The sequence below is a fragment of the Thalassobius vesicularis genome, assembly GCF_004799325.1.
Lineage (GTDB): Bacteria > Pseudomonadota > Alphaproteobacteria > Rhodobacterales > Rhodobacteraceae > Thalassobius > Thalassobius vesicularis.
In genome coordinates this window covers 1-24,720 of the sequence record NZ_SSMD01000003.1, presented here as the reverse complement: position 1 = coordinate 24,720, position 24,720 = coordinate 1, and the positions used below count along the sequence as shown (strand labels likewise).

Below are 24,720 nucleotides of genomic sequence, written 5' to 3'. Positions count from 1 at the left end.
TCCGCATTCTGCCCCCGTCCATCGGGTCAGGCGCGCGCCTCCAGCGTTGCTCGGACGGAGAGAGCAGCTAGACAACGCCAAAATCCTCAGCGCGCGCCCCTGTGGGACGGGCCATCAGGCCCGCCCCCCTTTCACCAACGCTTACGCGACGGCGAAACGCAGCAGCTTGATCGCGGCAAAGTCGCTGACATCCCCGCCCACGCGCTTGGTGGCATAGAACAGGACGTGCGGCTTGGCGCTGAACGGGTCGCGCAGGATGCGCAGGTCGGGGCGCTCGGCCACGGTGTAGCCCGCAGCGAAGTCACCGAACGCGATCGCATCGGCGCCCGAGGCAATGTCCGGCATGTCCTCGGCGATCAGTACCGGATAGCCCATCAGGCGCGCGGGTTCGCCAGCGGCCAGACCGTCCGACCACAGGAAACGGCCATCCGCATCCTTCAGCTTGCGCACGGCGCCCGCGGTTTTCGAGTTCATCACGAAAGTGCCATTCGCGCGGTACGTCGCGCCCAGCGCATAGACCAGATCGACAATCGCATCGGCCGAGCCGAAATCGCCATCGGTGCCGGTGGGCACATAGCCCAGATTGCCCCAGGCCCAGACGTCATTGTCCACCGCCGTATGGGTCAGAAAGCCCTTGGGCTTGTCCACGCCATCCCCGCCGACAAAGGCCGAGGCTTCGGCACGCGCGAACTTGTCCGCGATACGGCCCGCCAGCCAGCCCTCGACGTCGAACGCGCTGTCATCCAGCAGACGTTGGCTGGCCTTGGGCAGCGCCGACAACTCGTGCAGCGGGATGGTGATGCGGTCGATCGACGGGGTGCCGGTTTCCGCAACCGAGGTTTCATTCGCCCAGCCGTGGCCGACATCGGTGTGGTCCACCAGCACGTCGTAGGACGTCGCCTCGACATTCACCACATTGGCGATCTGACGGATCGAAGCGCTGGATTTCAGCACCGAACGGATGGTTTCCGAGGTGCGCGGATCGACCAGGTAACCACCATCGGAATTGACGGCGGTCGACATGGCCTTGCCTTCCAGCTCCAGGCCGCGCAGCGCGTCGTCGTCGCCGTGGCGGACATAGGCGTCGAACGCCTTCTGGTGAGGGGCCTCGATCTCGGCCGAGGTTGCCAGAACCGGACGCGCCGGGGTGTACGATTTACGATCAAGCATGGTCAGTCGCTCTTCCTGCTGTTGAAGTTTTGCATCAATGTTGGCCCGAAAGCCTTTGAACTCGCTCATGAAACCCGCAATCGCGGAGCTCACTTCATGAACCGGAGACACACCTTCTCCGGTCCGAGCCTTTTGCTCGGTCATGGTCATCCCATTTTCCTTTCTGTCAGGCGCTAGCCGCGCGCCAGTTCCCGGCGCGCGCCTTCAAAGGCCGCCGCCACGTCCCGCAGCAGGTCGCCTTCCAAGTCCTCGGACTTGGCCGCAACCCGTGCGCTTGGCAGCATCGGGAAGGTCACCAGCGACACCTCCCAAAGCTCCAATTCCGTCAGGATCCGCTTGCCTTGCGGGTTTTTCACCGCCCGCTTGGTGCGGTATCCGATCGACAGCCCCTCGATGGCGCCGGCAGCGATCAGCGCCGCGGCCTCGCGGCCCTTCTCGACGCTCTCCAGCAGGCGCCCCTTCACATAGAGGCCCTTGGCATCTTCGCGCAGCTCGTCCCACACGCCGATGGGCTGCGCCGGGTCGTGCTGCCACAGCATCTTCACGCTGCGCCCGGCCTGTTTCAGCCCCGCAAGCGAGGCTCCATACGCCCCCTGCTGCACGATATCGCCGCCCTGGTCGGTCTGGCCAAACAGGCTGGCATAGCCCTCGATGGACAGTCCATCGACCGTGACTTCATCGCCATTCAGGCGGCAGAATTTGTGTTCCAGTCCCGTATCCATAATCCCCTCACAGGTTAATGTTGCGCCGTCAGCAATGATTGGAACGCCTGCGCCAGGATCACGCCCACCACGCCGTAGACCGTCAGCCACAGGCGTTTTTCCAGCTTCTCCATCATCGCTTCTTGCCGTTCCAGGCGCTTGTTCAGGCTGTCCTGATGCAGCGCGCTGAGGCGTTCATGCGCTTCCAGCCTCAACGCCGGAGCACAGTCGAACGGCTCGAACCCCGGTCGGTCATCCCGCATCCTGATCGCCCTCCAGCGCGGGCAGGCCCAGCAGCTTGCGCTTTTCGCCCATGGTCAGGAAATCCGCATCCGCCACGCGCCGCCATTGCGCGTCACGCTCTGCCGACAGCGCCGGCACCTGGTCCAGATCGGGGCGCAGGTCCAGCCGCTCTCCGACATAGCCCGACAGCCATTCCGCCACCCGCGCCGTCACCTTGTTGACCAGCGGCAGCACCGTCAGACGGTAGAACGCGCGGTTCGCCTCCTGGTAATTGGCATAGGTCGCGTCCCCCGGCAGGCCCAGCATCATCGGCGGCACGCCGAACGCCAGCGCGATCTCGCGGGCAGCGCTTTCCTTGGTCTTCTGGAACTCCATGTCCGAGGGGCTGAACCCCATCGGTTTCCAGTCCAGCCCGCCCTCCAGCAGCATCGGCCGTCCGGCATTGCGCGCGCCCTGGTGATAGCTCTCCATCTCGCTCACCAGCCGGTCGTACTGATCCGGGGCCAGCGTACCCTGCCCGTCCGCGCCGCGATACACGATCGCACCCGAGGGCCGCGCCGCGTTGTCCAGCAGCGCCTTGGACCAGCGCGAGGCCGAGTTATGCACATCCACCGCCTGCGCCGCCGCTTGCATGGGCGAGAACCCATAGTGGTCGTCCTGCGGGTGGAAGCTGCGGATATGGCAGATCGGCGGCGTTGCCCCGGTCACGTCGAACCGATGTTTGCGCCCGTTCACGCTGTAGTCATACGCCACCGGCCAGCCATCCGCCCCCGGCACCAGCGCCATCCGGTCCGAGCGCAGCACATGCAGCTCCACCGGCGCGCCCGTCTCGCCGCCCACGGCCTCGACATAGCCATTCCCGGTCAGCAGCAGCTGCGCATAGAGCGCCTCGAACAGCTCGGCCCGGCCCTGCATCGGGTTGGGGTGCTGCACCAGCTCCTTTACGGGGTGCACGTCGAAATGCTGCACCCGGTCCTGCAGGATCAGCGGCAGCGACGCCGCGGCTTCGGCAATCATCTTCACGCAGCGAAAGCCCACCGGGTTGCCCGAAAACCCCGCCCGCGTCATCGAGACCGTGTCCCGAGGCGTCCATGCCACGCGGCCTGCGCCCTGAAAGGCCACGACGGGGCCGGTGGCGCTGGCCTTGGTCTCGGGCGCTGCCTCTGCCTGGCCCCGTCTGAAGAAGTCCATGATCATTCCGTGCTCCTTGTTTCCGTCTGCCGCACCCGTCGGCGTTGAGATGCAACCTGACGCTAAAAGTTTAAGAAAAGTGAACTAGAGCGAACGCAGCTGCGGTTGCGCGGGCGCACGGCTGTCCAGGATCAGCTCGTGCAGCGCCCAGACCAGCGCATCCACGCGGTCCGGGCTGCCCTTGCCCTGATAGCCCTGCACCGACATCTGGCACATCTGGTCCTCCAGCTGCCCCAGCCCGCGCACGTGATGCACCCGGCCTTGTTCGTACAGCGCCGCCACAGGCTCCGCCCGCGCCACCTTCCCGCGCGAGGCATGGACCTTCTGGAACGGCACGTTGGGCGCGACCTGCCGCAGCACCGCCTCGACCAGATCGCCACCCTGGTTGACCTCGGCCACCAGCTTGTCGGCGCCCCATTCCTCCATCGCGTTGACGGCGGCCTTGGCCCAGCCCACGGGTTTGACCCCCTGCACCGAGGCATCGGCCAGCACATAAGCGTGCCACTCCTGCTCGGGCCCCTGCATCCGCACGCCGACCACGATGATCCCGCACTCGTCCGAGCCCGCATTCCCCGTCACCGGCGGGTCCACCGCCACCACGACGCGGTCCAGCGGCGGAGCATGCTCCACCTGCTGCGCCTCCAGCAGACGATGCGACCACAGCGCGCCCTCGGCATCCTCGATCAGCACGCCCTCCAGTTCCTGCCGCCCCAGCCGCGTTCCGGCATAGCGCGCCTGCACCTCGGCCAGGAAACTGTCCGCCAGATTGGCCCGGTTCGCCTCGGTCGGCGCGTGCGTCACCACGGTCGAGGGCAGCTTCAGCAGCTTCTTCAGCACCGGCACGTTGCGCGGCGTGGTCGTCACGCAGACCTGGGGATGCTCCCCCAGCCGCAGCGCGAATTGCAGCATGTCCCAGGTGTCCTGCGCCTTGGGCCATTTCGCCAGCTCATCCACCCAGGCCGCATCGAATTGCGGCCCGCGCAGCGCCTCGGGGTCGTGGGCCGAGATGACATGCGCCTCGGCCCCGTTCGGCCATTGCAGCACCCGCCGCCCCGCGATCCAGTCGGGCCGCCGGTCCGGCGGGCTGCACGCCAAAATCCCGCTTTCGCCAAAGATCATCACCTCGCGCGTCTGATCCAGCGTCTCGCCCACGATCGCCACACGCCGCGCGCGCCCCGCATCCTTGGGCATCGACCCCTCGACCATCGAGCGCACCCATTCGGCCCCGGCCCGCGTCTTGCCCGCACCACGTCCGCCCATGATCACCCAGGACCGCCAGTCCCCGGCGGGCGGCAACTGGTGATCCATCGCCCAGAACTCGAACAAATAAGGGAGAGCCAGCAGCTCTCCCTCATCCAGATCATCCAGAAATTCCGCCTGCACGTCGGCAGGCGCGGAGGCGATCCAGCCGGCACCGGATACGATCCCGGGCCTCGTCAAAGTCGATGGCGTAGGAATGGACGAGTCCGGCGTGTTTCTGCTGTCGTTTTGCAAATTCCATCTCCAGTTCCATGGCGATCCGCAGCCAGTGGCGGATCTCCGTTACGGTTTTCTGGCCGTCCTTGACGGCCGCGATATCCCCGTCTTTCAGTCTTGCCTGCATGGTGGCCATATCGGCCCGCAGCTCCTCCAACTGGTCCCTGATGGTCTCCAGGCTGTCGTTCAGCGGAAAGGCGCTGTCGTCGGTCGTGATCAAAGTCATCGGTGCTCGCTCTGCCTCATGCTTGGATTGCTCCGCACGAGAGAAACGGAAAAAGCGGCACCGGGGTCACCCCCGGGCCGCTTGCCCACTTCTTCTAGCATGCCATAATCTCTACCAAAGACCGCGCGCCGAGTCAAGCCCGCTATCCGCCTAACCGCCCGCAATCATTAACAAATTCCTAAAACCCCTTCTTCTTTTCCCAAATATCCTGGGGGGAAGGCCCCGTGGGGCCGCGGGGGGCAATGCCCCCCAACCCCGCTCATCCCCCTGCAAAACCGCGAAAATCCTTGCGTCCCGTCCCCCTCGGCCCTAAACGGGGGCCGCGTTCGCCCCGCCGCGTGCTTTTGCCTGACAGGACCACCGCCGATGCTGCAGACCCCCTATTACCTCATCGACAAATCCCGCCTTCTCCAGAACCTGGAAAAAATCGCCTGGCTGCGCGAGGCTTCGGGTGCCAAGGCTCTGCTTGCGCTCAAATGCTTCTCGACCTGGGGCGTGTTCGACTTCATGCGCGATTACATGGACGGCACCACCTCGTCCTCGCTCTACGAACTCCGCCTCGGGGCCGAGAAATTCGGCAAGGAAACCCACGCCTATTCCGTCGGCTGGGCTGACCACGAAATTGACGAGGCGATCTCCTACGCCGACAAGATCATCTTCAACTCGCTGGGCCAGCTCGACCGTTTCGCTGGGCGCAGCACCAAGCCCACCGGCCTGCGCCTGAACCCGCGTTTTTCGACCTCGGGCTTCGATCTGGCCGACCCGGCGCGGCCGTTCTCGCGTCTGGGCGAATGGGACATGGACCGCCTGACCCAGGCGCTGGACCGCATCTCGGGCGTGATGATCCACTACAACTGCGAAAACCGCGATTTCGAGCTGTTCTCGGACCAGCTGAGCCGGATCGAAACCGAATTCGCCCCTTTCCTGCGCCAGCTCGACTGGATCAGCCTCGGCGGCGGCATCCACTTCACCGGCGACGACTACCCGCTGCAACGTCTGGCCGACCGGCTCAAGGCGTTCTCCGACAGCCTCGGCGTGCAGGTCTACCTGGAACCGGGCGAGGCCAGCATCACCAAATCCACCACGCTCGAAGTGTCCGTGCTGGACATCATCGACAACGGCAAGAAAGTCGCCATCGTCGACAGCAGCATCGAGGCCCACATGCTGGACCTGCTGATCTACCGCGAAACCGCCAAGCTGCCGCAGCAGGGCGACCACGCCTACCAGATCGCCGGTAAAACCTGCCTTGCGGGCGATATCTTCGGCGACGCGCGCTTCCCCGCGCCGCTGCAAATCGGCGACCGCATCTCGATCGACGATGCCGCCGGTTACACGATGGTCAAGAAAAACTGGTTCAATGGCGTGAAGATGCCCTCGATCGCCATTCGGGAACTGGACGGCACGGTTACGCTGGCGCGTGACTTCGGCTATGAGGATTTCGTCGCGGCGCTTGGCTAAGTGCTGCAAACCCAGCAACCTACCCACCAAAGGGGGTCTCTACAGTTGAAAAAGAACGTTCTCATCATCGGCGCCGGCGGCGTCGCTCAGGTCGTGGCGCATAAATGTGCGCAGAACAACGATGTGCTTGGCGATATCCACATCGCCAGCCGGACCCTCGCCAAGTGCGAGGCCATCCTTGAGTCCGTCCGCGAAAAGGGCGCAATGAAGACAGAGGGCGTTCTGGCCGCACATGCCGTGGATGCAATGGACAGCGCCGCCGTGGCAGCCCTGATCCGGCAGACCGGCGCGCAGATCGTGATCAACGTCGGCTCGGCCTTCGTGAACATGACCGTGCTGGATGCCTGCATCGAAACCGGTGCCGCCTATATCGACACCGCCATCCACGAAGACCCGGCCAAGATCTGCGAAACCCCGCCCTGGTACGGCAATTACGAGTGGAAAAAGCGTGACCTCTGCGCCGAAAAAGGCGTCACCGCCATTCTGGGCGCGGGCTTTGATCCCGGCGTCGTCAACGCCTTTGCCCGCTTTGCCATCGACATGATGGACGAGGTCAAATCCATCGACATCGTCGACATCAACGCCGGGTCCCACGGCAAGTATTTCGCAACCAATTTCGACCCCGAGATCAACTTCCGCGAATTCACCGGCACCGTCTACTACTGGGAGGACCAGCAGTGGAAGGAAACGTCGATGTTCGCCTCGGGCCACGACTGGGATCTGCCCGTCGTCGGCACCTGCCGCGCCTACCAGTCCGGCCATGACGAGGTGCACAGCCTTGCCACCAACTACCCTCAGGCCGATGTGCGCTTCTGGATGGGCTTTGGCGATCACTACATCAACGTGTTCACCGTGCTGCAAAACCTGGGCCTGCTGTCCGAACAGCCCGTGAAAACCGCCGAAGGGCTGGAAGTCGTGCCCCTGAAGGTCGTCAAGGCCGTGCTGCCCGACCCCTCCTCTCTGGCGCCCGACTACACCGGCAAGACCTGCATCGGCGATCTGGTCAAGGGCACCAAGAACGGCCAGCCGTATGAGGTGTTCGTCTACAACGTCGCCGACCATAAAGAGGCGTACGAAGAGGTCGGCAGCCAAGGCATCTCCTACACCGCCGGCGTGCCGCCCGTTGCCGCCGCGATGCTGGTCGCCACCGGCGAATGGGACGCCCACACCATGAAAAACGTCGAGGAGCTGGACCCCAAGCCCTTCTTCACGCTTCTGGATCGCATCGGCCTGCCGACCCGCGTCCAGATTGGCGGGCTGGGCGGCACCGACATGCCCTGGACACAAGCGTGACCGACGCCTGATCGACGCCTGATCAAACGCAAAGCCCGGCCCTTGCGCCGGGCTTTGTCGTTTCCGCCCCCCGCAACCCCGATTGACCGCACCGCATTCCCCGATACTGTCAGGCTCAGGGAGCGCATAACATGAAATCCACCGGCACCATCCTTCTGGGCCTGACGCTCGGCGTCTGCATCACCAACGGCTTTGCCCGCTTCGCCTATGGCCTGATCCTGCCCGCCATGCGCGCCGATCTGGGCTGGAGCTACACTCAGGCCGGCTGGATCAACACCGCCAACGCCCTGGGCTATATCGTCGGGGCCATGCTGACGCTGGCCATCGTCCAGCGCGTCCCCGCCGCACGCATCTTTCAGTGGGGCATGGCGATCACCGTCGCCTTCCTGATCGCCACCGCGCTGACGCAGAACTACGCCCTGCTGTCCGCCTGGAGGCTGCTGACCGGCATCGGCGGCGCGATGGCCTTCATCGCCGGGGGCGCGCTGGCCGCCGCCCTGCATCCCGACAGCCAAAGCCGCAACGCGCTGGCCATCGCCATCTACTACGGCGTCGGCGGAGGCCTGGGCATGGTCCTGTCCGGCGCGGCCCTGCCGTGGCTGTTCGACCATTACCCGCCCTCGGTCTGGCCGCTCAGCTGGGCGCTGATGGGCGGCACCAGCCTGCTGTTCCTACCGCTCTGCCTGTGGGCCGCGCAGCAACTGCACCCGCCGGTCAAACCCGCCGCCACCACCACGGGCCGCCTGCCGCTGGGCCGGATGGCCGCGCAGATCCTGGGCTATTTCTGCTTTGGGCTGGGCTACATCGTCTATGTCACCTTCCTCGTCGCCTGGATGAAGCGCGGCTTTGACACCGCCGCGCTGATCGCCGCCGTCTGGGTGGTGATGGGGCTGGGGATCATGGCCTCTCCCTTCGTCTGGAGGCCGCTCCTCGCCCGTTACGCCTCGGGTCTGCCGCTGGCCTGCGTGATGGCCACGATGACAGCAGGCGCGCTGCTGCCGCTGGCGATGCCCTCGGCGCTGGGTCTGATGCTGTCCGCGGCGCTGTTCGGGGTGTCGGTCTTCATGGCGCCCAGTGCCGTCACCAGCTTTTGCCGGCTCAACCTGCCGCCGCAACGCTGGGGCCGCTCGGTCAGCCTGTTCACCGTGGTCTTCGCGGTCGGCCAGACCATCGGCCCGATCGCGGCCGGTGCGCTGGGGGATCTGACCGGCGACATCGGCCAAAGCCTCGCTGCTGGTGGCGCGATCCTGGCCCTGGGCGCGGTGATCGCCCTAGCGCAACGCCCGCTGAGCGCCTGAACGAAAAACGCCCCGACACGGTGTCGAGGCGTTCTGCGTTACTGGTTGTCGTCCTGCTTGGCCCGTTCCGCTTCGATCTGCCGCCACTTGGCGACGTTGCGGTTATGCTCGTCCAGGGTTTCCGCAAAGACGTGGCCACCTGATCCATCCGCCACGAAATACACGTATTTCGTCTGCGCCGGGTCCAGCGCGGCCTCGATGCTGGCCTTGCCGGGGTTGGCGATGGGGGTCGGCGGCAGCCCGTCGATCAGATAGGTGTTCCACGGCGTCTCGCGGCGCAGCTCGCTCTGGCGCAGGCCACGGCCCAGCACGCCCTGCCCCTTGGTGACGCCATAAATCACCGTCGGGTCGGTCTGCAGACGCATGCCCCGGTTCAGACGGTTGATAAAGACGCTGGCCACCGTGCGGCGCTCTTCGGCGACACCGGTTTCCTTTTCGATGATCGAGGCCAGGATCAGCGCCTCGGCGGCCGAGTTGATCGGCAAGCCGTCGACACGGTTCTTCCACGCCTCTTCCAGGATCAGCGCCTGCTTGTCGGCCATCCGCGTCAGCACCGAGGCCCGCGTATCGCCGACCTCAACCTCATAGCTGTCGGGCGCCAGGCGTCCCTCTTCGGGCAGCTCGGCCTCGCCTTCCAGCAGGTCGATGCGCGACAGCGCGTCCACCACCTGCCAGCTGGTCACGCCTTCGGCCACCGCGATGCGATAGCGCGTGTCGGCCTGACCGCGCACCTTGGTGTATTCTGCGGGCTTTTCAGCCGCTGCCGGGTCGAACTCGGCCTTTTCCACGTAGCGGTTGGTGGTCGGGTCCAGCTCGCGCACCTCGACGACGGACGAGGTGACACCGACGCGGAACACCACCTCGGTGCCGCAGGTCGAAGCCCCGCCGCGCGTGACGATATCCACGATCTCGGCCATCGACGCCCCGGCGGGCACCAGGAACGACCCCGCCTTCAGCTTGTTGGCCTTGTCGGTGTAATCCGCGCCCAGACGAAAGATCGTGCTGTTGGTGATCGCGCCCTCGTTCTCCAGCGTCGCGCTGACCTTTTTCAGGTTCGAGCCGCTTTCCACGCGCAGACACACCGGCGTATCCAGCGGACCGGCGGTTTCGTACTGACGCTTGCCCCAGATCACGACGCCGCCCGCAAGGAACAGCGCCACGATCATCATCGTCAGCGCGTTAGACGCGATGGATCGCCACATCAGCTGACTTTCCCGAACACGACGCTCGCGTTGGTGCCGCCAAAGCCAAAGCTGTTCGACAGGGCGATGTCGATCTTGCGCTCACGCTTGACGTTCGGGGCCAGGTCGATCGGGGTTTCGATCGCCGGGTTGTCCAGGTTGATGGTCGGCGGCGCGACCTGATCGCGGATCGCCAGGATCGAGAAGATCGCCTCGATCGCGCCAGCCGCACCCAGCAGGTGCCCGGTGGCCGACTTGGTCGAGGACATGGTCGCCTTGCTGGCCGCAGCGCCCAGCAGACGTTCGACCGCGCCCAGCTCGATCACGTCCGCCATGGTCGAGGTGCCATGCGCGTTGATGTAGTCGATCTGATCCGGGGTGACGCCCGCACGCTTCAGCGCCGCGGTCATCGAGCGGAACCCGCCATCGCCATCCTCGGACGGGGCGGTGATGTGATAGGCGTCGCCCGACAGGCCATAGCCCAGCACTTCGGCATAGATCTTGGCGCCGCGCGCCTTGGCGTGTTCGTATTCTTCCAGAACGACGACGCCTGCGCCCTCGCCCATCACGAACCCGTCGCGATCCGCGTCATAGGGGCGGCTGGCCTTGGTCGGCTCGTCGCCGCGCTTGGTCGACAGCGCCTTGCACGCGTTGAAGCCCGCGATGCCCAGCGGCGTGATCGCCGATTCCGCACCGCCTGCCAGCATCACGTCCGCGTCGCCCCACTGGATCAGACGCGCCGCGTCACCGATCGCATGCGCCCCGGTCGAGCACGCCGTCACAACCGCGTGGTTCGGGCCCTTGAAGCCATACTTGATGCTGACCTGACCCGAGATCAGGTTGATCAGCGCCCCCGGAATGAAGAACGGAGAAATCCGGCGCGGGCCCTTTTCCTTCAGGGTGATCGCGCCTTCTTCGATGGACTGCAGCCCGCCGATACCCGAGCCGATCATCACGCCGGTGCGTTCGCGGCTTTCGTTATCCTCGGGCATCCAGCCCGAATCCGTCACCGCCTGGATCGCGGCGGCATAGCCGTACAGGATGAAATCATCGACCTTGCGGCGCTCTTTCGGCTCCATCCAGTCGTCGGCATTGAACGTGCCGTTGGTGCCATCGCCCAGCGGCAATTCGCAGGCGTAAGTGGTCGCCAGATTGCTGGCGTCAAAACGGGTGATGGGGCCTGCTCCGGATTCCCCGGCCAGCAGACGGCTCCAGGTTTCCTCGACACCGCATGCCAGCGGGGTGACCAGTCCAAGCCCAGTTACAACGACACGACGCATGTTTCTATGCCCTTCCTCATCAGTCTTTCTCCGCTCTTACCCTGCATCCTACCCCATGGGCAAGAGTGGGACGCCATCGCGCGGCCATCTCGCAAGGAAATGCCGGGGGTTCGGCCAATCTAAGGAAGCGGTTAACGGCTTTGTGAAACAAAGGGCCGACCCAAGGGAAACTCTGACATGACACGATCCACGGCCGGGATTGCGCTCTGCCTGTTGCTACTGCTGCCGACGGGCTTGCGCGCGCAGGATGACTGCGCGACGCGCGACTGGCTGTTGCAGGTCTATCATCTGGCCGAGCGTTACCAGCAGCGCCGCGACAGCCCGCAAGGCGCGCAGGCCGCCCGCGATCTGGGCCAGGTGCTGGCGCGTTATCCGCAGCCCGACGTCGCCCCCCACATGCGCGCCGACGGGCTGAGCGCGCAAACCCCCGACATCGAAGCCTTCGTTCGCGCCCAACGCAGCCTGCTGAGCGGGGCCCAACAGGCGGATCCAGCGGCCTATACCGCGCAAATCCGCTACCTGATCTCTCACATGCGCTGCGATACCGAGCCGAGCTGGAGCGAAACCTCCACCGCCCGCTCGGTCGGCCCGCTGGCCTCGTTCCCGCGCCCCGCCGATCCCGGTGGCCGGTCCGAGCTGCCGACGATCACCGCCAGCACCAGCGTCATCGCCCTGCTGATCTCGGCCGGGCTGGCCCTGCTGGCCATCGCCCTGCGCCACCGGGCCGAATGGCACCGCCGCCGCGCCGTCCGCCACCCCTGTGCGCTGATGTGCGCGGTTTCGGCCGATGGGGTCACGCGATCCGGCACCCTGCACGACATCAGCCAGCTGGGCGCCAAGGTGCAACTGCACCTGCCTCTGCCCTCGGGGGCCGAATTCGTCGTGCTGCGTTCTCATGGCTGGCAGGTCGAGGCGCGAATCGTCTGGCGCAATGCGCTCTATGCAGGGCTGGACTTTCGCCACGCCATTCCCGCCGCCGATCTGGCCGAGTTGTTGGAGCTGAACCGCAAACTGCACGCCCCAAACGCAGAACGGCACCCGATGGGTGCCGTTCCGGATCTAGATCTGTCGTAGGACAGGGATCAGGATGCTTCGGTGATGAACTTCACCGCGTCGCCGAAGGTCTGGATGGTTTCGGCTGCGTCATCGGGGATCTCGATGCCGAACTCTTCTTCGAAGGCCATCACCAGTTCCACGGTGTCCAGGCTGTCTGCGCCCAGATCGTCGATGAACGACGCGTTCTCGGTCACCTTGTCTTCTTCGACGCCCAGGTGCTCGACGACGATTTTCTTCACGCGGTCTGCGATATCGCTCATTTCAAAGTCCTCATACTTTGTTGGGCTCTCTGCCCGGTTCTCCGCCCTCGCCCGCGGGGATGGCTTCACTGTCATGCCCGGTGTACCGGGCGGTTGATATTCCCGCAAGCGGGTAGTCCAGCCGGGCAAGCCGCCCCCCGGAAAATCTGCGTGGCCTATAGCACATGGGACGGGTGAGGCAAATGCTTTCGCAGCGCCATTTCCCAGAAAGCGGTCACCCGGTCCTCGGACCGGGTGTCGCATCCCGTGCCAAGGCGGCGATTACAGCATCGCCATGCCGCCGTTGACGTGCAGCGTGGTGCCGGTGACATAGCCTGCCTCGGGACTGGCCAGGTACAGCACGGCAGCTGCGATTTCTTCGGGCGTGCCCATGCGCGCGGCCGGGATCTTGGTGTTGATCGCGGCCTTCTGGTCGTCGTTCAGCTTGTCGGTCATCGCGGTCGCGATAAAGCCGGGGGCGACCGCGTTGGCGGTGATGCCACGGCTGGCGACCTCGTAGGCGATGGATTTGGTCAGGCCGACCATACCGGCCTTCGAGGCAGCATAGTTCACCTGCCCCGGGTTGCCGGTGGCCCCCACGATCGAGCTGATGTTCACGATCCGGCCCCAGCGCGCCTTCATCATCGGGCGCATCACGCCGCGGCAGAGGCGCATGGTGGCGGTCAGGTTCACGTCGATGACCGACTGCCATTCGTCATCCGACATCCGCATGAAGATCTGGTCGCGGGTGATCCCGGCGTTGTTCACCAGGATGTCCACGGCGCCCATCGCCTCGAGCGCCTGTTTCGGCAGGGCATCCACCGCCGCCGGGTCCGACAGGTTGCAGGGCAGCACATGGGTGCGATCGCCCAGCTCGGCGGCCAGCGCCTCCAGCGGCTCAACGCGGGTGCCGCTCAGGGCGACGGTTGCGCCCGCGCCGTGCAGCGCCTTGGCGATGGCCCCACCGATACCGCCCGACGCGCCGGTGATCAGCGCGCATTTTCCAGTCAGGTCAAACATGTCTTGGTCCTTTCTCCCGGCCAATTTCTTTCAAAGAAATTGGTCAAGAATTTTTGAAAAATTCTTGGCCCGGCTCAGCCGTTCAGCGCCGATGCCACGTCTTCGGGGGTGCCGACGGCCTTGCAGGCGATCGACTTCTCGATGCGGCGGATCATGCCGGACAGGGCTTTGCCTGCGCCGATCTCCCAGATCTCGGTGACGCCCTGTTCGGCCATGAACAACACGCTTTCGCGCCAGCGGACCGAGCCGGTCACCTGGTCCACCAGCAGCGAGCGGATCATGGTCGCATCCGTCACCGCCTCGGCCACCACGTTGGCGACCAGCGGTACCACGGGGTCGTTGATCTCCACGTCGTCCAGCGCCTCGGCCATCACGCGGGCAGCGGGGGCCATCAGTTCGCAATGGAACGGGGCGCTGACGGGCAGCATCACCGCGCGCTTAGCGCCTTGTTCCTTGGCCAGCTCGACCGCGCGTTCCACGGCGGCCTTGTGCCCCGAGACCACGACCTGCGCCGGATCATTGTCGTTCGCAGCCTGGCAGACATCGCCTTGGGCTGCGGCGGCAGCCACGTCGCGGGCGGTCTCGAAATCCAGGCCCAGCAGGGCCGCCATGGCGCCCACGCCGACCGGCACCGCCTGTTGCATCGCCAGACCGCGGGTGCGCAGCAGGCGCGCCGCATCGCTGATCGACAGCGAGCCCGCCGCCGCCAGCGCCGAGTATTCGCCCAGCGAATGCCCCGCCACGAAAGAGGCGCGTTCGGCCAGCACCAGCCCTTCGGACTCCAGCGCGCGCAGGGCCGCCAGCGAGGTCGCCATCAGCGCCGGCTGCGCGTTCTGCGTCAGGGTCAGCTGGTCCTGATCCCCCTCCCAGATCAGCGCGCTCAGCTTTTCGCCCAGGGCATTGTCCACCTCTTCGAACACGGCCTTGGCCGCAGGATAGGCGTCGGCCAGGGCCTTGCCCATACCGATGGTCTGTGCCCCCTGACCGGGGAAAACGAAAGCAGTCGTCATGGTCGTCCTCGTCCCATTTAGCGTTTCAGCCGGTGTAGCCGCCTGACGGGTTGACCACAAGTAAAACAGCCACATGTTCGCAGATGCGCAGGGTGTGCGCGCCCATGCGGATTTGCGCCGCGACGCAGCAGGCGTAGCTTGTCCACACCCTTTTCGCGAACGAGGCCCCGATGTCCCTGCACAATACCGCCCTGTCCTATGGCCCGCTGGCCCGTGCGCTGCACTGGCTGACCGCTGCGCTGATCCTTGCGCTGATTCCGCTGGGGTTCGTCGCCGAATCCCTTGCCGAGGCGGTCAAGGCCGCCGGGGCCGCGCCCGAAGCCCAGTTGCTGGCCCGCACCGTCACGCTGTTTTCCCTGCACAAGACGCTGGGCGTTGCGCTGTTCGCCGTGGCGCTGGTGCGGCTGGTCTGGATGCTGCTGCAGACGCGCCCCGCCCCGCTGCATCCCCAGCGCCGTCTGGAAACCTTCGCCGCCGAGGCCGTGCACATCGCGCTGTATATCTCGCTGGTCGCCGTTCCCCTGACCGGCTGGGTTCACCACGCCGCCAGCACCGGATTCGCGCCGATCTGGGGGATCGGCCAGTCCCTGCCCTTCGTGCCCAAGTCCGAGGCCGTCTCGCACGCCGCTTCGACCCTGCACGGCCTGTTCGTCTGGGTGCTGATCGGCACGCTGCTGGCGCATATCGGCGGCGCGCTGAAACACGCGCTGATCGACCGCGATGCCACCTTGGCCCGCATGACCCGCGGCACCCCGGCGGGCGTGCCCCTGCGCCATTCGCGCCTGCCCGGTGTGGCCGCGATCCTTGGCTGGGCGCTGGTGCCCCTGTTCGCCACCGCCACCGGCCTGCTTAGCCTGCAGACCACGACTGCCCCGGTGCTGGAACAAGCCCAAAGCGACTGGCAGGTCCAGACCGGCACCCTTGGCATCACCATCACCCAGATGGGCCAGCCCGTGACCGGCCAATTCACCGACTGGACCGCGCAAATCAGCTTTGACCCCGACAGCACGCAGCCCGTGCGCGGGGCCGTGGATGTGACCGTCTCGATTCCCTCGCTGAGCTTGGGCAGCGTGACCGCGCAGGCGATGGGGCCGGACTTCTTTGACGCCACCACCTTTCCCACCGCGCGATTCCAGGCCGAAATCCATGCGCAGAGCGAGGGATTCGTGGCCATCGGCACCCTCAGCCTCAAGGATCACGCGATTCCCCTCAGCCTGCCCTTCAGCCTGACGCTGGAAAACGGCACCGCCACCGTCGCCGGCACCACCACCACCGACCGGCGTGATTTTGCCATCGGTGCCGGCGTGGCCGAGCCCGGCACCCTGGCCTTCGACGTGGCGATCTCGGTCCAGCTGACCGCAACCCGCCCCTGACCAAAACCCCAAACGCAAAAAAGCCGCCGGTTTCCCGGCGGCTTTTTCGTTGTCCCGTACGTGGGATTATTCGGCTTTCATCGCCTCGACCGAGATCATGACCTGAACCTCGTCGCTGACATAGGGCGCGTACAGGCCCAGACCGTAATCCGAGCGCAGCAGCGTGGTGGTTGCGTTGAAACCGGCCCAGGGCTTGCCCGCCATCGGGTGGTCGCCCTTCTGGTTCAGAACCGCGTCCAGCACGACCGGCTTGGTCACGCCGTTCAGGGTCAGGTCGCCGGTGATCTTGGCGGTGGTCTCGCCGGTCACTTCGATGCCGGTCGAGACAAAGCTGACGGCCTCATCATCGGCGGCGTCAAAGAAATCGGGCGACATGAAGTGGGCGAAACGCTCTTCCCAGCCGGTCAGCATGGTTTTCACCGGGAACGACACCGTCACCGACGACGCGGCGGGGTTTTCCTGGTCGAACATGATCTCGCCGTCAAAGCCCGAGAACATGCCATAGGTCGTCGAGAACCCCAGGTGGGTGTAGTTGAACACGATCTGGCTGTGGCTTGCGTCCAGAACGTATTTCTGCGGCTCGGCGGCTGCCAGTCCGGCGGTCAGGATCGCGGCGGCGACACCGGCGGCAAACATGGTCTTTTTCATTCGTGGGCTCCTGTGGAAAGTCCGTTGAGGGTGTGCCCCTCAATGTGCCGCACTGCCGCATCCGGGCAATTCCGCACGTTTCCACAGGGTCTGTTTGCAGATGAACAGTGGGTCAGACAGCGGGGCGCTTGCTCAGGCCGCGCAGCCTCTCCATGACGCCCGGTTCCAGCTGCTGGTCGACCGCCACGCGCAGAACCTCGCGGCCGCCGGTCAGGCGCGCCATCAGCACGCCGCCCTGCAGGGTGATCTCGTCCAGATCGTCAAAGCGATAGCGCTTGCGCAGCCGCGCGATGCCATCCTGCCCGCGCATCATGTGGCGCAACTGGTGGTTCTCCAGATCCAGATGGAATTCATCGTCGAACCGGGTCTGCCCCGCGCCCCACAGGCCCACCGCGATGCCCAGGAACAGCGCCGACATCAGCCCGCGCATCAGCGCCTCGGCCGCGTCGTCGAACGCCCCCGGCACCAGCCACAGGCCCAACGCGACCATGCCCAGCACCACGCCGAAAAACCGCATCGTCGCCCGGGTCAGCGCCCGCGCGTCCTGCAATGCCTGCCCCGGAGCGTGTGCATTCAAATCGTACATGGGATACCTTTCAAGCTGTCCGTTGCGGCTGGCCCCACCTTGGCCCCGCATAAAGGCAACAATTGGGCGAAGATTTGCGAAAAATTCGCCTTATTCACCCCCCGCCCCCAAACGCCATTCCAAGGGTTGCGAAGGGGGGCGATCCATCGTATACGCGCCCATCCTTCCGCATCTGAATGATGAACCGCGCAGTCTCTCGTGGATGGGCCGCGGAAGGTTAGCCCTCCTATGAAATGCGCCTGAAAATGACAGGAGTGCACATGCCGCTTTACGAGCATGTTTTCATCTCGCGCCAGGATCTGTCCAACGCGCAAGCTGAAGGTCTGATCGAACATTTCGGTACCGTGCTGGCTGATAACGGGGGCAAGGTCCTCGACAGCGAGTACTGGGGCGTCAAGACGATGGCCTACAAGATCAACAAGAACCGCAAGGGCCACTATGCCCTGCTGAAGTCGGATGCACCCGCATCGGCCGTGCAGGAAATGGAACGCCTGATGCGTCTGCACGACGACGTGATGCGCGTCCTGACCATCAAGGTCGACGCACACGAGGATGGTCCCTCGGTCCAGATGCAGAAGCGCGAAGAACGTGGCGAACGCCGCGAACGTCGCCAGTGAGCTTGAGGAAAGGACGCTAAATCATGGCTACCAAACCGTTTTTCCGTCGCCGCAAGGTGTGCCCCTTCTCTGGTGAAGGCGCGCCCGCGATCGACTACAAGGACACCAAGCTGCTGCAGCGCTACATCAGCGAACGCGGCAAGATCGTCCCGTCGCGCATCACCGCAGTTTCGGCCAAGAAACAGCGTGAGCTGGCCCGCGCCATCAAGCGCGCCCGCTTCCTGGCCCTGCTGCCCTACGCCGTGAAGTAAGGAGACACTGAAATGCAAGTTATCCTTCTGGAACGTGTGGCCAAGCTGGGCCAAATGGGCGACGTCGTTGACGTCAAGCCCGGTTACGCGCGCAACTTCCTGCTGCCGCAGGGCAAGGCGCTGACCGCGTCGGCCGCCAACGTCGCCAACTTCGAAGCCCAGAAAGCGCAGCTGGAAGCGCGCAACCTGGAGACCAAGAAAGAGGCAGAAGCCCTGGCAGCCAAGCTGGACGGCGAACAGTTCGTCGTGATTCGTTCGGCATCGGACGGCGGCAACCTGTACGGCTCGGTCACCCCGCGTGACATCGCCGAAGTTGCAACCGACGGCGGCTTCTCGGTCGATCGCAAGCAGGTTGTCATCATCCTGCCGATCAAGACCCTGGGCCTGCACGACGTCAACGTGATCCTGCACCCCGAAGTGTCGTGCCAGATCCAGATCAACGTTGCGCGTTCGGCCGAAGAAGCCGAGCTGCAAGCATCGGGCAAGTCGATCCAGGACCTGGCCGCGGAAGAAGACGCCGCAGCCGAGTTCGAGATCAACGAACTGTTCGACGATATCGGCGGCGCCGCATCGGACGACGACGAAGCTGCTTCGGAATAAACTGGCCCCCTTACCGGGACCACGAGCCGCGCGAGCCCACCTCGCGCGGTTTTCTTTTTGTCGGGGCCAGTGAACGCCCATCCGGAATGGGTTTGCATTTCCCGCCAAACTGCTTTGAAATACCCCTGCGTCAATCAGTTTGCCGGAGGGTTCGAAAATCCCCGTTCGTGTTCCAGTTCCCCCTTTGCCGCGCCGGGTCCGTCATGCGTGCCGTTGATCTGGCCGCGATTCCGGATGGGGCGGGCCTTTATGGCCAGATGCTGGACGCGCTCTGCCGCGATCTGGGATTCGATCACGCCTCTTACGCCACCATATCGCCGGTCACCGGGGACATCTTCGGCCACGCCACCTATCCGGCCGAGTGGAAGGCGATCTACCTAGAGCGCGGCTATCACCTGATCGACCCCACCCTCAGCGAATCCGCGCAGTGCATCGCGCCCGTCGAATGGTCGCGCTTTGACCGCAACGCGCGCTTTCACACCGTGTTCTCCGAGGCCGCCGCCTTTGGCATCACCCCGCAGGGCCTGTCGATCCCGATCCGCGGACCCTTTGGCGATTACGGCCTGCTCAGCGTCACCTCGGCCTGTGCAGAAACCGACTGGGCCAACCTCGTCACCGCCTCTCTGGGCGAGTTGCAGCTGCGCGCCGTGCGCCTGCATGACCAGGTGCAGAACTCCTCGTCCCTGCACAGCCAGCTGGCGCGCCCCGTCCTGTCCTCGCGCGAGGTCGAGATCCTGCAATGGATCGCCTCGGGCAAGTCGCAGCAGGACGTCGGCGATATCCTGTCGATTTCCCACCGCACGGTCGAGGTGCACCTGCGCTCCTCGCGCGAGAAGCTGGGCGCGCTGACCACCGCGCAGGCCATCGGCCGCGCCATCGGCTTTGGCATGATCCAGCCCCGGTGACGCCGCGACTACGGGAAACCCCTAATAGAGGAACAGCCTCAGCGCGATAGAGTCATACCTGCACTGACCATAGGTAGGAACACTCTGATGTTGATCGTGGTGGATGCCCTGAACCGGCACCAGTTCCGCGCCATGCTGGCCGAGGCCGCCCGACGACGGCAACTCTGCCAGCCCTCCGATCCGGGTGACGACGCGCTGGATCGCTGCAACCCCGCCCATATCCTGTGTCTGGACGACGCCGGACAGGTCGTCGGCGGGCTGCGCCTGATGCAGACGACCGGCCCGCACATGCTGTCCGACACCCGCAGCGCGCTGATGGCCGATCAGGTGCCCCTGCGCTCGGCCCGTTTGTGGGAGGTCTCGCAATTCTGGGCCGACGCCCCCGGTGCCGCCCCGATGCTGCTGACCGGCGCGCTGGACTATGCCCGCCGCGCTGGCGTTCTGGATCTGGTGGCCCTGCTGGATGCGCCCACCGACCGCGCGCTCAGCCGCTCGGGCCCGCCGCTTTACGACTACCTCGGCCAGCCGCGCGATGGTCTTGTCGCGGCCCTGGTCGAGTGTTCGGCCCAGCAGATCATCCGCCTTCGGGCGCGGTTCCGGCTGGACGCGCCCGAGTTTGCCGACACCGACACCGCGCTGGCCCATTTCGGCAAATCCCGCCGCCCTGCCGCGAAACTCGACGCCAGCGCAGCCCTTGCGGCGTGGTGCGACGAACAGATCGCCACCGCCGACGACCCGCACGAACGCGCCGCCGCCGAGGCGCTGCGGCTGGAGCTGTCCCACCTCATCGACGGTGCCCCCAGACGCCGTTGCAAGGCCTGACCACTCACGGTCAACCCGCCGCTACCCGCCGAAATTCACTCCGGCGGGTAGCGGCATCATCCGGATCAGCCGCGAATCCACGACACCCGCCTGCCGGTGCACCATCGCCTCTCGGTATTCGGGGTCCTTGATCATCTGCGCGAACACGTCCGGGCCGGGATATTCCGCGATAAAGCACAGATCCCACTGTTCGTCCGAGGGGCCGATCAGCATCTGCTCCATCTGCCCGCGCCACACGATCCGCCCGCCCAGCCGCTCCAGCACTTTCTGGCTGCCCTCGCCATAGGCGGCATAGGCCTCGGCGCCGGTTGCCTCGCGCCCGTCCGGATACTCGGCCCGCGCGCGCAGGCGCACAAGGTTCAGCATGTGGATCGGGCCGGGGCGATCATTGGCGCGGAAGGCGGCGAAACCCTCCTTGGTAAAGCTGGTATGGCTCATCTGCATCCTCCGTTTCCGGGGATGCTGCCGCGCCCCGCGGCCCAGCGTCAAGCACCCCGCGCGTTACGCAGCGTCCCCGACAGCGGCCCGGCTGGCCGCCAACTCGCGCGCGAAATCCGCCCGCGCTGCGGTGTGCCCCGCCGGCAAAGCCGCGACAACCGCCGCCGCCCAGTCCATGTAGGCCCGCTTGCGCGCCCCGTCCCAATGCACCGGGGCCGAGACCCGCAGCGCCCGCACATTGCTGGTCTTGTCGGCGATCTTGATCAGCGCAGCCCCATCAGAGCGGCCCGGCGCATGTGCCAGCTGCGCCGCCTTGCGCGCGGGTTTCGGCAGCGCCTTGTCGTCGGTCAGCTCGCCCACCAGCCCCGCCACCTGCGCACCGAACAGCGCCTCCAGCTCGGTCAGGCTGGTCGGCGGGCAATCCTCGACCGTGTCGTGCAGCCAGGCGGCGGCGATCCACGCCTCGGGCGCGCCCCAACCGGTGACCAAGGCGGCCACTTCCTCCAGGTGGATGTCATAGGGTTCGGCCGCCGCCCCCTTGCGGGTCTGGCCGGCATGACGGGCGCGCGCAAAGGCGCTGGCGCGTTGGATCAGCATCATCGGAACCTCCGTTGAACAGCCCGCACAACCCCGCCAAACGGATTGGCGACGGTGCGGGACATGATGTTTTGGAAAACGCAGGCTCGGATCACGGATCGCCCCCTGCCCCTTCAACATAGGCACGCCCGGCCATGCGCACAAGCCCCAACGCAAAAGGCCACCCGCTGGGGGTGGCCTTCCGCAAATCCGTGTCACGGGGCGACTTATTCGTCGTCCAGTGCCTCGACAGCTTTCTGCAGCTCGTCTTTCGAGACTTCCTTGTCGGTGACCTTGGCCTTGGTGACCACGTGATCCACGACCTTGTCTTCGAACAGAGGCGCGCGCAGCTGCTGCTGCATCTGCTGGTTCTGCTGGACGAATTCAAAGAACTGACGCTCCTGGCCCGGGTACTGACGTGCCTGGTTCAGGATGGCCTGGGTCATCTCGGCGTCGGTCACTTCGACTTCGGCTTTCTGACCGATATCGGCCAGCAGCAGGCCCAGGCGCACGCGGCGCTCGGCCAGCTTGGTGTGCTCCTCGGTGGTCTCGATCGAGCCGTGGTTGTGGTCATGCACGTCCGGGTTTTCCTCGTGCCACAGCTGGTGCGCGATCTGGCCGGCTTCGGCCTCGACCAGCGACGGCGGCAGTTCGAACGACACCTTGCCGTCCAGTGCGTCCAGCAGCTTGCGCTTCAGCACGGCGCGGGCGGCACCCTGGTATTCGACTTCCAGACGCTCGGCGACCTGCGCCTTCAGAGCGGCCAAATCCTCGGCGCCGAACTTCTGGGCCATCTCGTCGTTGATTTCCGACGCGACGGGCTCGTTCACGGCCTTGATGGTGCAGGTGAACACGGCTTCTTTGCCGGCCAGGTTGGCGGCGCCATATTCGGTCGGGAAGGTGACGGTCACGTCCATCTCTTCGCCTTCCTTGGCTTCACCGATCAGCTGATCCTCGAAACCGGGGATGAAGCTGTTGGAGCCCAGAACCAGCGGGTAATCTTCGGCCGAGCCACCTTCGAAGGCTTCGCCGTCGACCTTGCCGACGAAATCCATGACGACCTGGTCGCCGTCTTTCGCCTTGGTGCCCTTGCGGCGCTTTTTCCAGTCGCTGACGGTTTCAGCCAGCGAGGCCAGCGCTTCGTCGATGGCTGCGTCGTCTGCCTTGGCAACCAGGCGCTCCAGTTCCACGCCCGAGAAATCAACCTCGGGGATCTGCGGCAGGGCTTCGTAGGCCAGGTTGACCTTGACGTCGTCGCCCTCTTTCCAGTTGTCGCCGTCGACCATGGTCACCTGCGGCTGCATCGCCGGGCGGTCGCCGGTTTTCTCGAAATGCTCGTTCATCGCGCCGTCGATGGTTTCCTGCATGGCTTCGCCCAGCAGGCGCTGGCCGAATTGCTTGCGCAGCAGCGCCATCGGCACCTTGCCCTTGCGGAAGCCCTTCATCTCGATCTCGGGCTGGGCTTCGACCAGCTTCTCGCTGACTTTCGCGTCCAGTTCGGCCGCGCTCACGGTGATCTCATACCCGCGCTTCAGGCCTTCGTTCAGGGTCTCGGTGACCTGCATCTTGTTCTTCCTTCTCGGTGCATTCGGTGCAATACGCAGACGCCCCCCGTGGAGGCGCCGAAATCTCGCCGTCTTCTAAGGACAGAACGGCATGGGCGCAAGCGGGAATCCCTTGTGCAGCGGGTTCTGCGGCGCGGCAAACGCGGGCGGGCGCGGGCGTCGTACGATTTTCGCCGGGAATCATACAAATTCGCCCGTAAACACTTGGTTCGCCCACCGTCCCGTTGATCTTTCGCCGCCCTCCGGCTAGCCCTGAATCATGGCGCCACGGTCCACGGATATCATCGCCTCGCTGGCCAAGGGGTTGCGCGTGCTGGAGTGTTTCGGCGCCGCCAGTCCCCGTTTGTCCATCACCGATGTGGCCGCCCGCACCGGGCTGGACCGCGCCACCGCGCGCCGCTGTCTGCTGACCCTGCACCACGAGGGCTATGCCGAGTATGACGGCAAGTTTTTCACCCTCACCCCGCGTACTTTGCGGCTGGGAATGGGGGCTTTGGCGGCCTTGCCGCTGCCGCAAATCGTGCAGCCATGGCTGGACCAACTGACTGAAACCATTGGGCAATCCTGCTCGGTATCGGTTCTGGACGGGTCCGAGATCGTCTACCTGGCGCGCGCCGCGCAAAAGCGGGTGATGTCGATCGGGCTGATGCCGGGGACGCGCCTGCCGGCGCATTGCACCTCGATGGGTCGGGTGCTGCTGGCCGCCCTGCCCGAGGCCGAGGCGCGCGCGCTGATCGAGGGTGCGGACCTGTCGCCCCGCACGCCCCGCAGCCTGACCGATCCTGACGAGATCATGGCCGAGATCGCCCGCGTCCGCACCCAGGGCTACGCGCTGATCGATCAAGAGGTCGAGATGGGCCTGCGCTCCCTCGCCGTCCCCCTGTTCGACACCCACAGCCGCACCATCGCCGCGCTGAACACCGGCATGGCCGCCACGCAAGACAGCGCCGAGGCGCTGGTCACCGCCTACCTGCCCGCCTTGAAAAAGGTGCAGTCCGGCCTGAAGCGCGCGCTGTAAGTCATTTCAATCAAACGGTAAAATGGTGCGGGTGAAGGGACTTGAACCCCCACGCCTTGCGGCGCCAGAACCTAAATCTGGTGAAAGTCGTTTAATTTCAAGAAATTAGGTAGTATTTTTTACAGTCAAAACCGATGGACAAAAGGTGAACTGTAAAATTTTCATTTCGGGAAATCGCCGTTGCAGATCAACTTTCTCAAGCGAAATAGGAGCCAACAGCATTCTTCCTATAGTTGATCAACTGCAAAAGTTCTCAACAGGACAACAGCCGCAATGAGCGTAGAGTGGTTAAAAGCTCAAACGACTGACGAGCCAAAATCGGCGGGCTCACACGCGGCAATGCGCGAAAATCTGGACCTGTCACGGTTTGATGCCGCTCCTTTGATAGCATTAATTGCAACAAAGGAGACGAGCTATGGGAACGACAAGGACGGATGAATTCCGGGCAGATGCGGTGCGGATCGCACTGACAAGCGGTT

At 65.1% G+C, this 24,720-nt stretch carries 28 protein-coding genes; 12 read left to right on the top strand and 16 right to left on the bottom strand.

The window, feature by feature from the left end:
* Positions 1 to 141: 141 nt before the first annotated feature.
* The 6 genes from E7681_RS06620 to E7681_RS06595 form a co-directional block, all read right to left on the bottom strand.
* Positions 142 to 1,320, bottom strand: coding sequence for a phage major capsid protein (locus E7681_RS06620; protein WP_136338498.1), 1,179 nt, complete (start codon positions 1,318 to 1,320; stop codon positions 142 to 144).
* A gap of 23 nt (positions 1,321 to 1,343) precedes the next feature.
* Positions 1,344 to 1,892, bottom strand: coding sequence for an HK97 family phage prohead protease (locus E7681_RS06615; protein WP_136338497.1), 549 nt, complete (start codon positions 1,890 to 1,892; stop codon positions 1,344 to 1,346).
* A 14-nt stretch (positions 1,893 to 1,906) separates the two neighbouring features.
* Positions 1,907 to 2,134, bottom strand: coding sequence for a GTA head formation protein, RCAP_rcc01685 family (locus tag E7681_RS06610; RefSeq protein ID WP_136338496.1), 228 nt, complete (start codon positions 2,132 to 2,134; stop codon positions 1,907 to 1,909).
* Positions 2,124 to 3,311, bottom strand: coding sequence for a phage portal protein (locus E7681_RS06605; protein ID WP_136338495.1), 1,188 nt, complete (start codon positions 3,309 to 3,311; stop codon positions 2,124 to 2,126). The genes E7681_RS06610 and E7681_RS06605 overlap by 11 nt, the downstream gene beginning before the upstream one ends.
* A 78-nt stretch (positions 3,312 to 3,389) precedes the next feature.
* Positions 3,390 to 4,730 (bottom strand): DNA-packaging protein, encoded by a 1,341-nt coding sequence (locus tag E7681_RS06600; protein WP_136338916.1) that lies wholly within the window; start codon positions 4,728 to 4,730, stop codon positions 3,390 to 3,392.
* The gene (locus E7681_RS06595) at positions 4,666 to 5,007 is read right to left on the bottom strand and encodes a hypothetical protein (RefSeq protein WP_136338494.1); all 342 of its coding nucleotides are present in this window, start codon (positions 5,005 to 5,007) and stop codon (positions 4,666 to 4,668) included. Before E7681_RS06595 ends, E7681_RS06600 begins: the two co-directional genes overlap by 65 nt.
* A gap of 366 nt (positions 5,008 to 5,373) precedes the next feature.
* Between E7681_RS06595 and E7681_RS06590 the strand changes: the two genes are divergently transcribed.
* The 3 genes from E7681_RS06590 to E7681_RS06580 all read left to right on the top strand — a co-directional run bounded on the left by E7681_RS06590 (position 5,374) and on the right by E7681_RS06580 (position 9,056).
* A complete protein-coding gene (locus E7681_RS06590) occupies positions 5,374 to 6,465 on the top strand; it encodes a carboxynorspermidine decarboxylase (RefSeq protein ID WP_136338493.1) in 1,092 nt (363 codons plus the stop codon).
* A 45-nt stretch (positions 6,466 to 6,510) separates the two neighbouring features.
* Positions 6,511 to 7,758, top strand: coding sequence for a saccharopine dehydrogenase family protein (locus tag E7681_RS06585; RefSeq protein WP_136338492.1), 1,248 nt, complete (start codon positions 6,511 to 6,513; stop codon positions 7,756 to 7,758).
* A gap of 131 nt (positions 7,759 to 7,889) precedes the next feature.
* Positions 7,890 to 9,056, top strand: a complete 1,167-nt coding sequence (locus E7681_RS06580; protein ID WP_136338491.1) for a YbfB/YjiJ family MFS transporter — start codon at positions 7,890 to 7,892, stop codon at positions 9,054 to 9,056.
* Positions 9,057 to 9,094: 38 nt separating this feature from the next.
* Here the strand turns inward: E7681_RS06580 and mltG are convergent, their stop codons facing one another.
* Both mltG and fabF read right to left on the bottom strand, forming a co-directional pair.
* Entirely contained in the window at positions 9,095 to 10,258 is a 1,164-nt protein-coding gene (gene mltG, locus E7681_RS06575; protein ID WP_136338490.1) for an endolytic transglycosylase MltG, read from the bottom strand.
* Positions 10,258 to 11,517, bottom strand: a complete 1,260-nt coding sequence (fabF, locus tag E7681_RS06570) for a beta-ketoacyl-ACP synthase II (RefSeq protein WP_136338489.1) — start codon at positions 11,515 to 11,517, stop codon at positions 10,258 to 10,260. The genes mltG and fabF overlap by 1 nt, the downstream gene beginning before the upstream one ends.
* A gap of 177 nt (positions 11,518 to 11,694) precedes the next feature.
* Here fabF and E7681_RS06565 point away from each other — a divergent pair, with 177 nt between their 5' ends.
* Positions 11,695 to 12,591: a PilZ domain-containing protein gene (locus tag E7681_RS06565; protein ID WP_136338488.1), complete on the top strand. Its 897-nt coding sequence runs from the start codon at positions 11,695 to 11,697 to the stop codon at positions 12,589 to 12,591.
* Between the two features lie 8 nt (positions 12,592 to 12,599).
* On the opposite strand, the gene E7681_RS06560 is transcribed toward E7681_RS06565, so the two are convergent.
* The 3 genes from E7681_RS06560 to fabD all read right to left on the bottom strand — a co-directional run bounded on the left by E7681_RS06560 (position 12,600) and on the right by fabD (position 14,842).
* Positions 12,600 to 12,833, bottom strand: a complete 234-nt coding sequence (locus E7681_RS06560) for an acyl carrier protein (protein WP_066009325.1) — start codon at positions 12,831 to 12,833, stop codon at positions 12,600 to 12,602.
* A 261-nt stretch (positions 12,834 to 13,094) separates the two neighbouring features.
* Positions 13,095 to 13,832, bottom strand: coding sequence for a 3-oxoacyl-[acyl-carrier-protein] reductase (gene fabG, locus E7681_RS06555; RefSeq protein ID WP_136338487.1), 738 nt, complete (start codon positions 13,830 to 13,832; stop codon positions 13,095 to 13,097).
* A gap of 74 nt (positions 13,833 to 13,906) precedes the next feature.
* Entirely contained in the window at positions 13,907 to 14,842 is a 936-nt protein-coding gene (fabD, locus tag E7681_RS06550; protein ID WP_136338486.1) for an ACP S-malonyltransferase, read from the bottom strand.
* Between the two features lie 170 nt (positions 14,843 to 15,012).
* Here fabD and E7681_RS06545 point away from each other — a divergent pair, with 170 nt between their 5' ends.
* Positions 15,013 to 16,215: a cytochrome b/b6 domain-containing protein gene (locus tag E7681_RS06545; protein WP_136338485.1), complete on the top strand. Its 1,203-nt coding sequence runs from the start codon at positions 15,013 to 15,015 to the stop codon at positions 16,213 to 16,215.
* 66 nt (positions 16,216 to 16,281) lie between these two features.
* On the opposite strand, the gene E7681_RS06540 is transcribed toward E7681_RS06545, so the two are convergent.
* Together E7681_RS06540 and E7681_RS06535 are read right to left on the bottom strand one after the other, a co-directional pair.
* Positions 16,282 to 16,863: a YceI family protein gene (locus E7681_RS06540; RefSeq protein ID WP_136338484.1), complete on the bottom strand. Its 582-nt coding sequence runs from the start codon at positions 16,861 to 16,863 to the stop codon at positions 16,282 to 16,284.
* 112 nt (positions 16,864 to 16,975) lie between these two features.
* Entirely contained in the window at positions 16,976 to 17,449 is a 474-nt protein-coding gene (locus tag E7681_RS06535; RefSeq protein WP_136338483.1) for a hypothetical protein, read from the bottom strand.
* A 260-nt stretch (positions 17,450 to 17,709) separates the two neighbouring features.
* Here E7681_RS06535 and rpsF point away from each other — a divergent pair, with 260 nt between their 5' ends.
* The 5 genes from rpsF to E7681_RS06510 all read left to right on the top strand — a co-directional run bounded on the left by rpsF (position 17,710) and on the right by E7681_RS06510 (position 20,644).
* The gene (gene rpsF, locus E7681_RS06530) at positions 17,710 to 18,066 is read left to right on the top strand and encodes a 30S ribosomal protein S6 (RefSeq protein ID WP_136338482.1); all 357 of its coding nucleotides are present in this window, start codon (positions 17,710 to 17,712) and stop codon (positions 18,064 to 18,066) included.
* A 23-nt stretch (positions 18,067 to 18,089) separates the two neighbouring features.
* A complete protein-coding gene (rpsR, locus tag E7681_RS06525) occupies positions 18,090 to 18,317 on the top strand; it encodes a 30S ribosomal protein S18 (RefSeq protein ID WP_136338481.1) in 228 nt (75 codons plus the stop codon).
* A gap of 12 nt (positions 18,318 to 18,329) precedes the next feature.
* Positions 18,330 to 18,917 carry a 50S ribosomal protein L9 gene (rplI, locus tag E7681_RS06520; protein WP_136338480.1) on the top strand — a complete coding sequence of 196 codons (588 nt, stop codon included), beginning with the start codon at positions 18,330 to 18,332 and terminating at the stop codon, positions 18,915 to 18,917.
* Between the two features lie 203 nt (positions 18,918 to 19,120).
* Positions 19,121 to 19,822, top strand: a complete 702-nt coding sequence (locus tag E7681_RS06515) for a helix-turn-helix transcriptional regulator (protein WP_136338479.1) — start codon at positions 19,121 to 19,123, stop codon at positions 19,820 to 19,822.
* A gap of 87 nt (positions 19,823 to 19,909) precedes the next feature.
* Entirely contained in the window at positions 19,910 to 20,644 is a 735-nt protein-coding gene (locus E7681_RS06510; RefSeq protein WP_136338478.1) for an acyl-homoserine-lactone synthase, read from the top strand.
* A gap of 21 nt (positions 20,645 to 20,665) precedes the next feature.
* On the opposite strand, the gene E7681_RS06505 is transcribed toward E7681_RS06510, so the two are convergent.
* The 3 genes from E7681_RS06505 to tig all read right to left on the bottom strand — a co-directional run bounded on the left by E7681_RS06505 (position 20,666) and on the right by tig (position 23,223).
* Positions 20,666 to 21,082: a DUF1330 domain-containing protein gene (locus tag E7681_RS06505; RefSeq protein WP_136338477.1), complete on the bottom strand. Its 417-nt coding sequence runs from the start codon at positions 21,080 to 21,082 to the stop codon at positions 20,666 to 20,668.
* A gap of 63 nt (positions 21,083 to 21,145) precedes the next feature.
* Positions 21,146 to 21,682 carry an HD domain-containing protein gene (locus tag E7681_RS06500; protein ID WP_168733170.1) on the bottom strand — a complete coding sequence of 179 codons (537 nt, stop codon included), beginning with the start codon at positions 21,680 to 21,682 and terminating at the stop codon, positions 21,146 to 21,148.
* A 203-nt stretch (positions 21,683 to 21,885) separates the two neighbouring features.
* On the bottom strand, positions 21,886 to 23,223 hold the full coding sequence (tig, locus tag E7681_RS06495) for a trigger factor (protein WP_136338475.1): 1,338 nt from the start codon (positions 23,221 to 23,223) through the stop codon (positions 21,886 to 21,888).
* 259 nt (positions 23,224 to 23,482) lie between these two features.
* Here tig and E7681_RS06490 point away from each other — a divergent pair, with 259 nt between their 5' ends.
* Together E7681_RS06490 and E7681_RS18935 are read left to right on the top strand one after the other, a co-directional pair.
* Entirely contained in the window at positions 23,483 to 24,241 is a 759-nt protein-coding gene (locus E7681_RS06490; protein WP_136338474.1) for an IclR family transcriptional regulator domain-containing protein, read from the top strand.
* 273 nt (positions 24,242 to 24,514) lie between these two features.
* On the top strand, positions 24,515 to 24,679 hold the full coding sequence (locus E7681_RS18935) for a hypothetical protein (protein ID WP_211089772.1): 165 nt from the start codon (positions 24,515 to 24,517) through the stop codon (positions 24,677 to 24,679).
* The last annotated feature ends 41 nt before the right edge of the window (positions 24,680 to 24,720 follow it).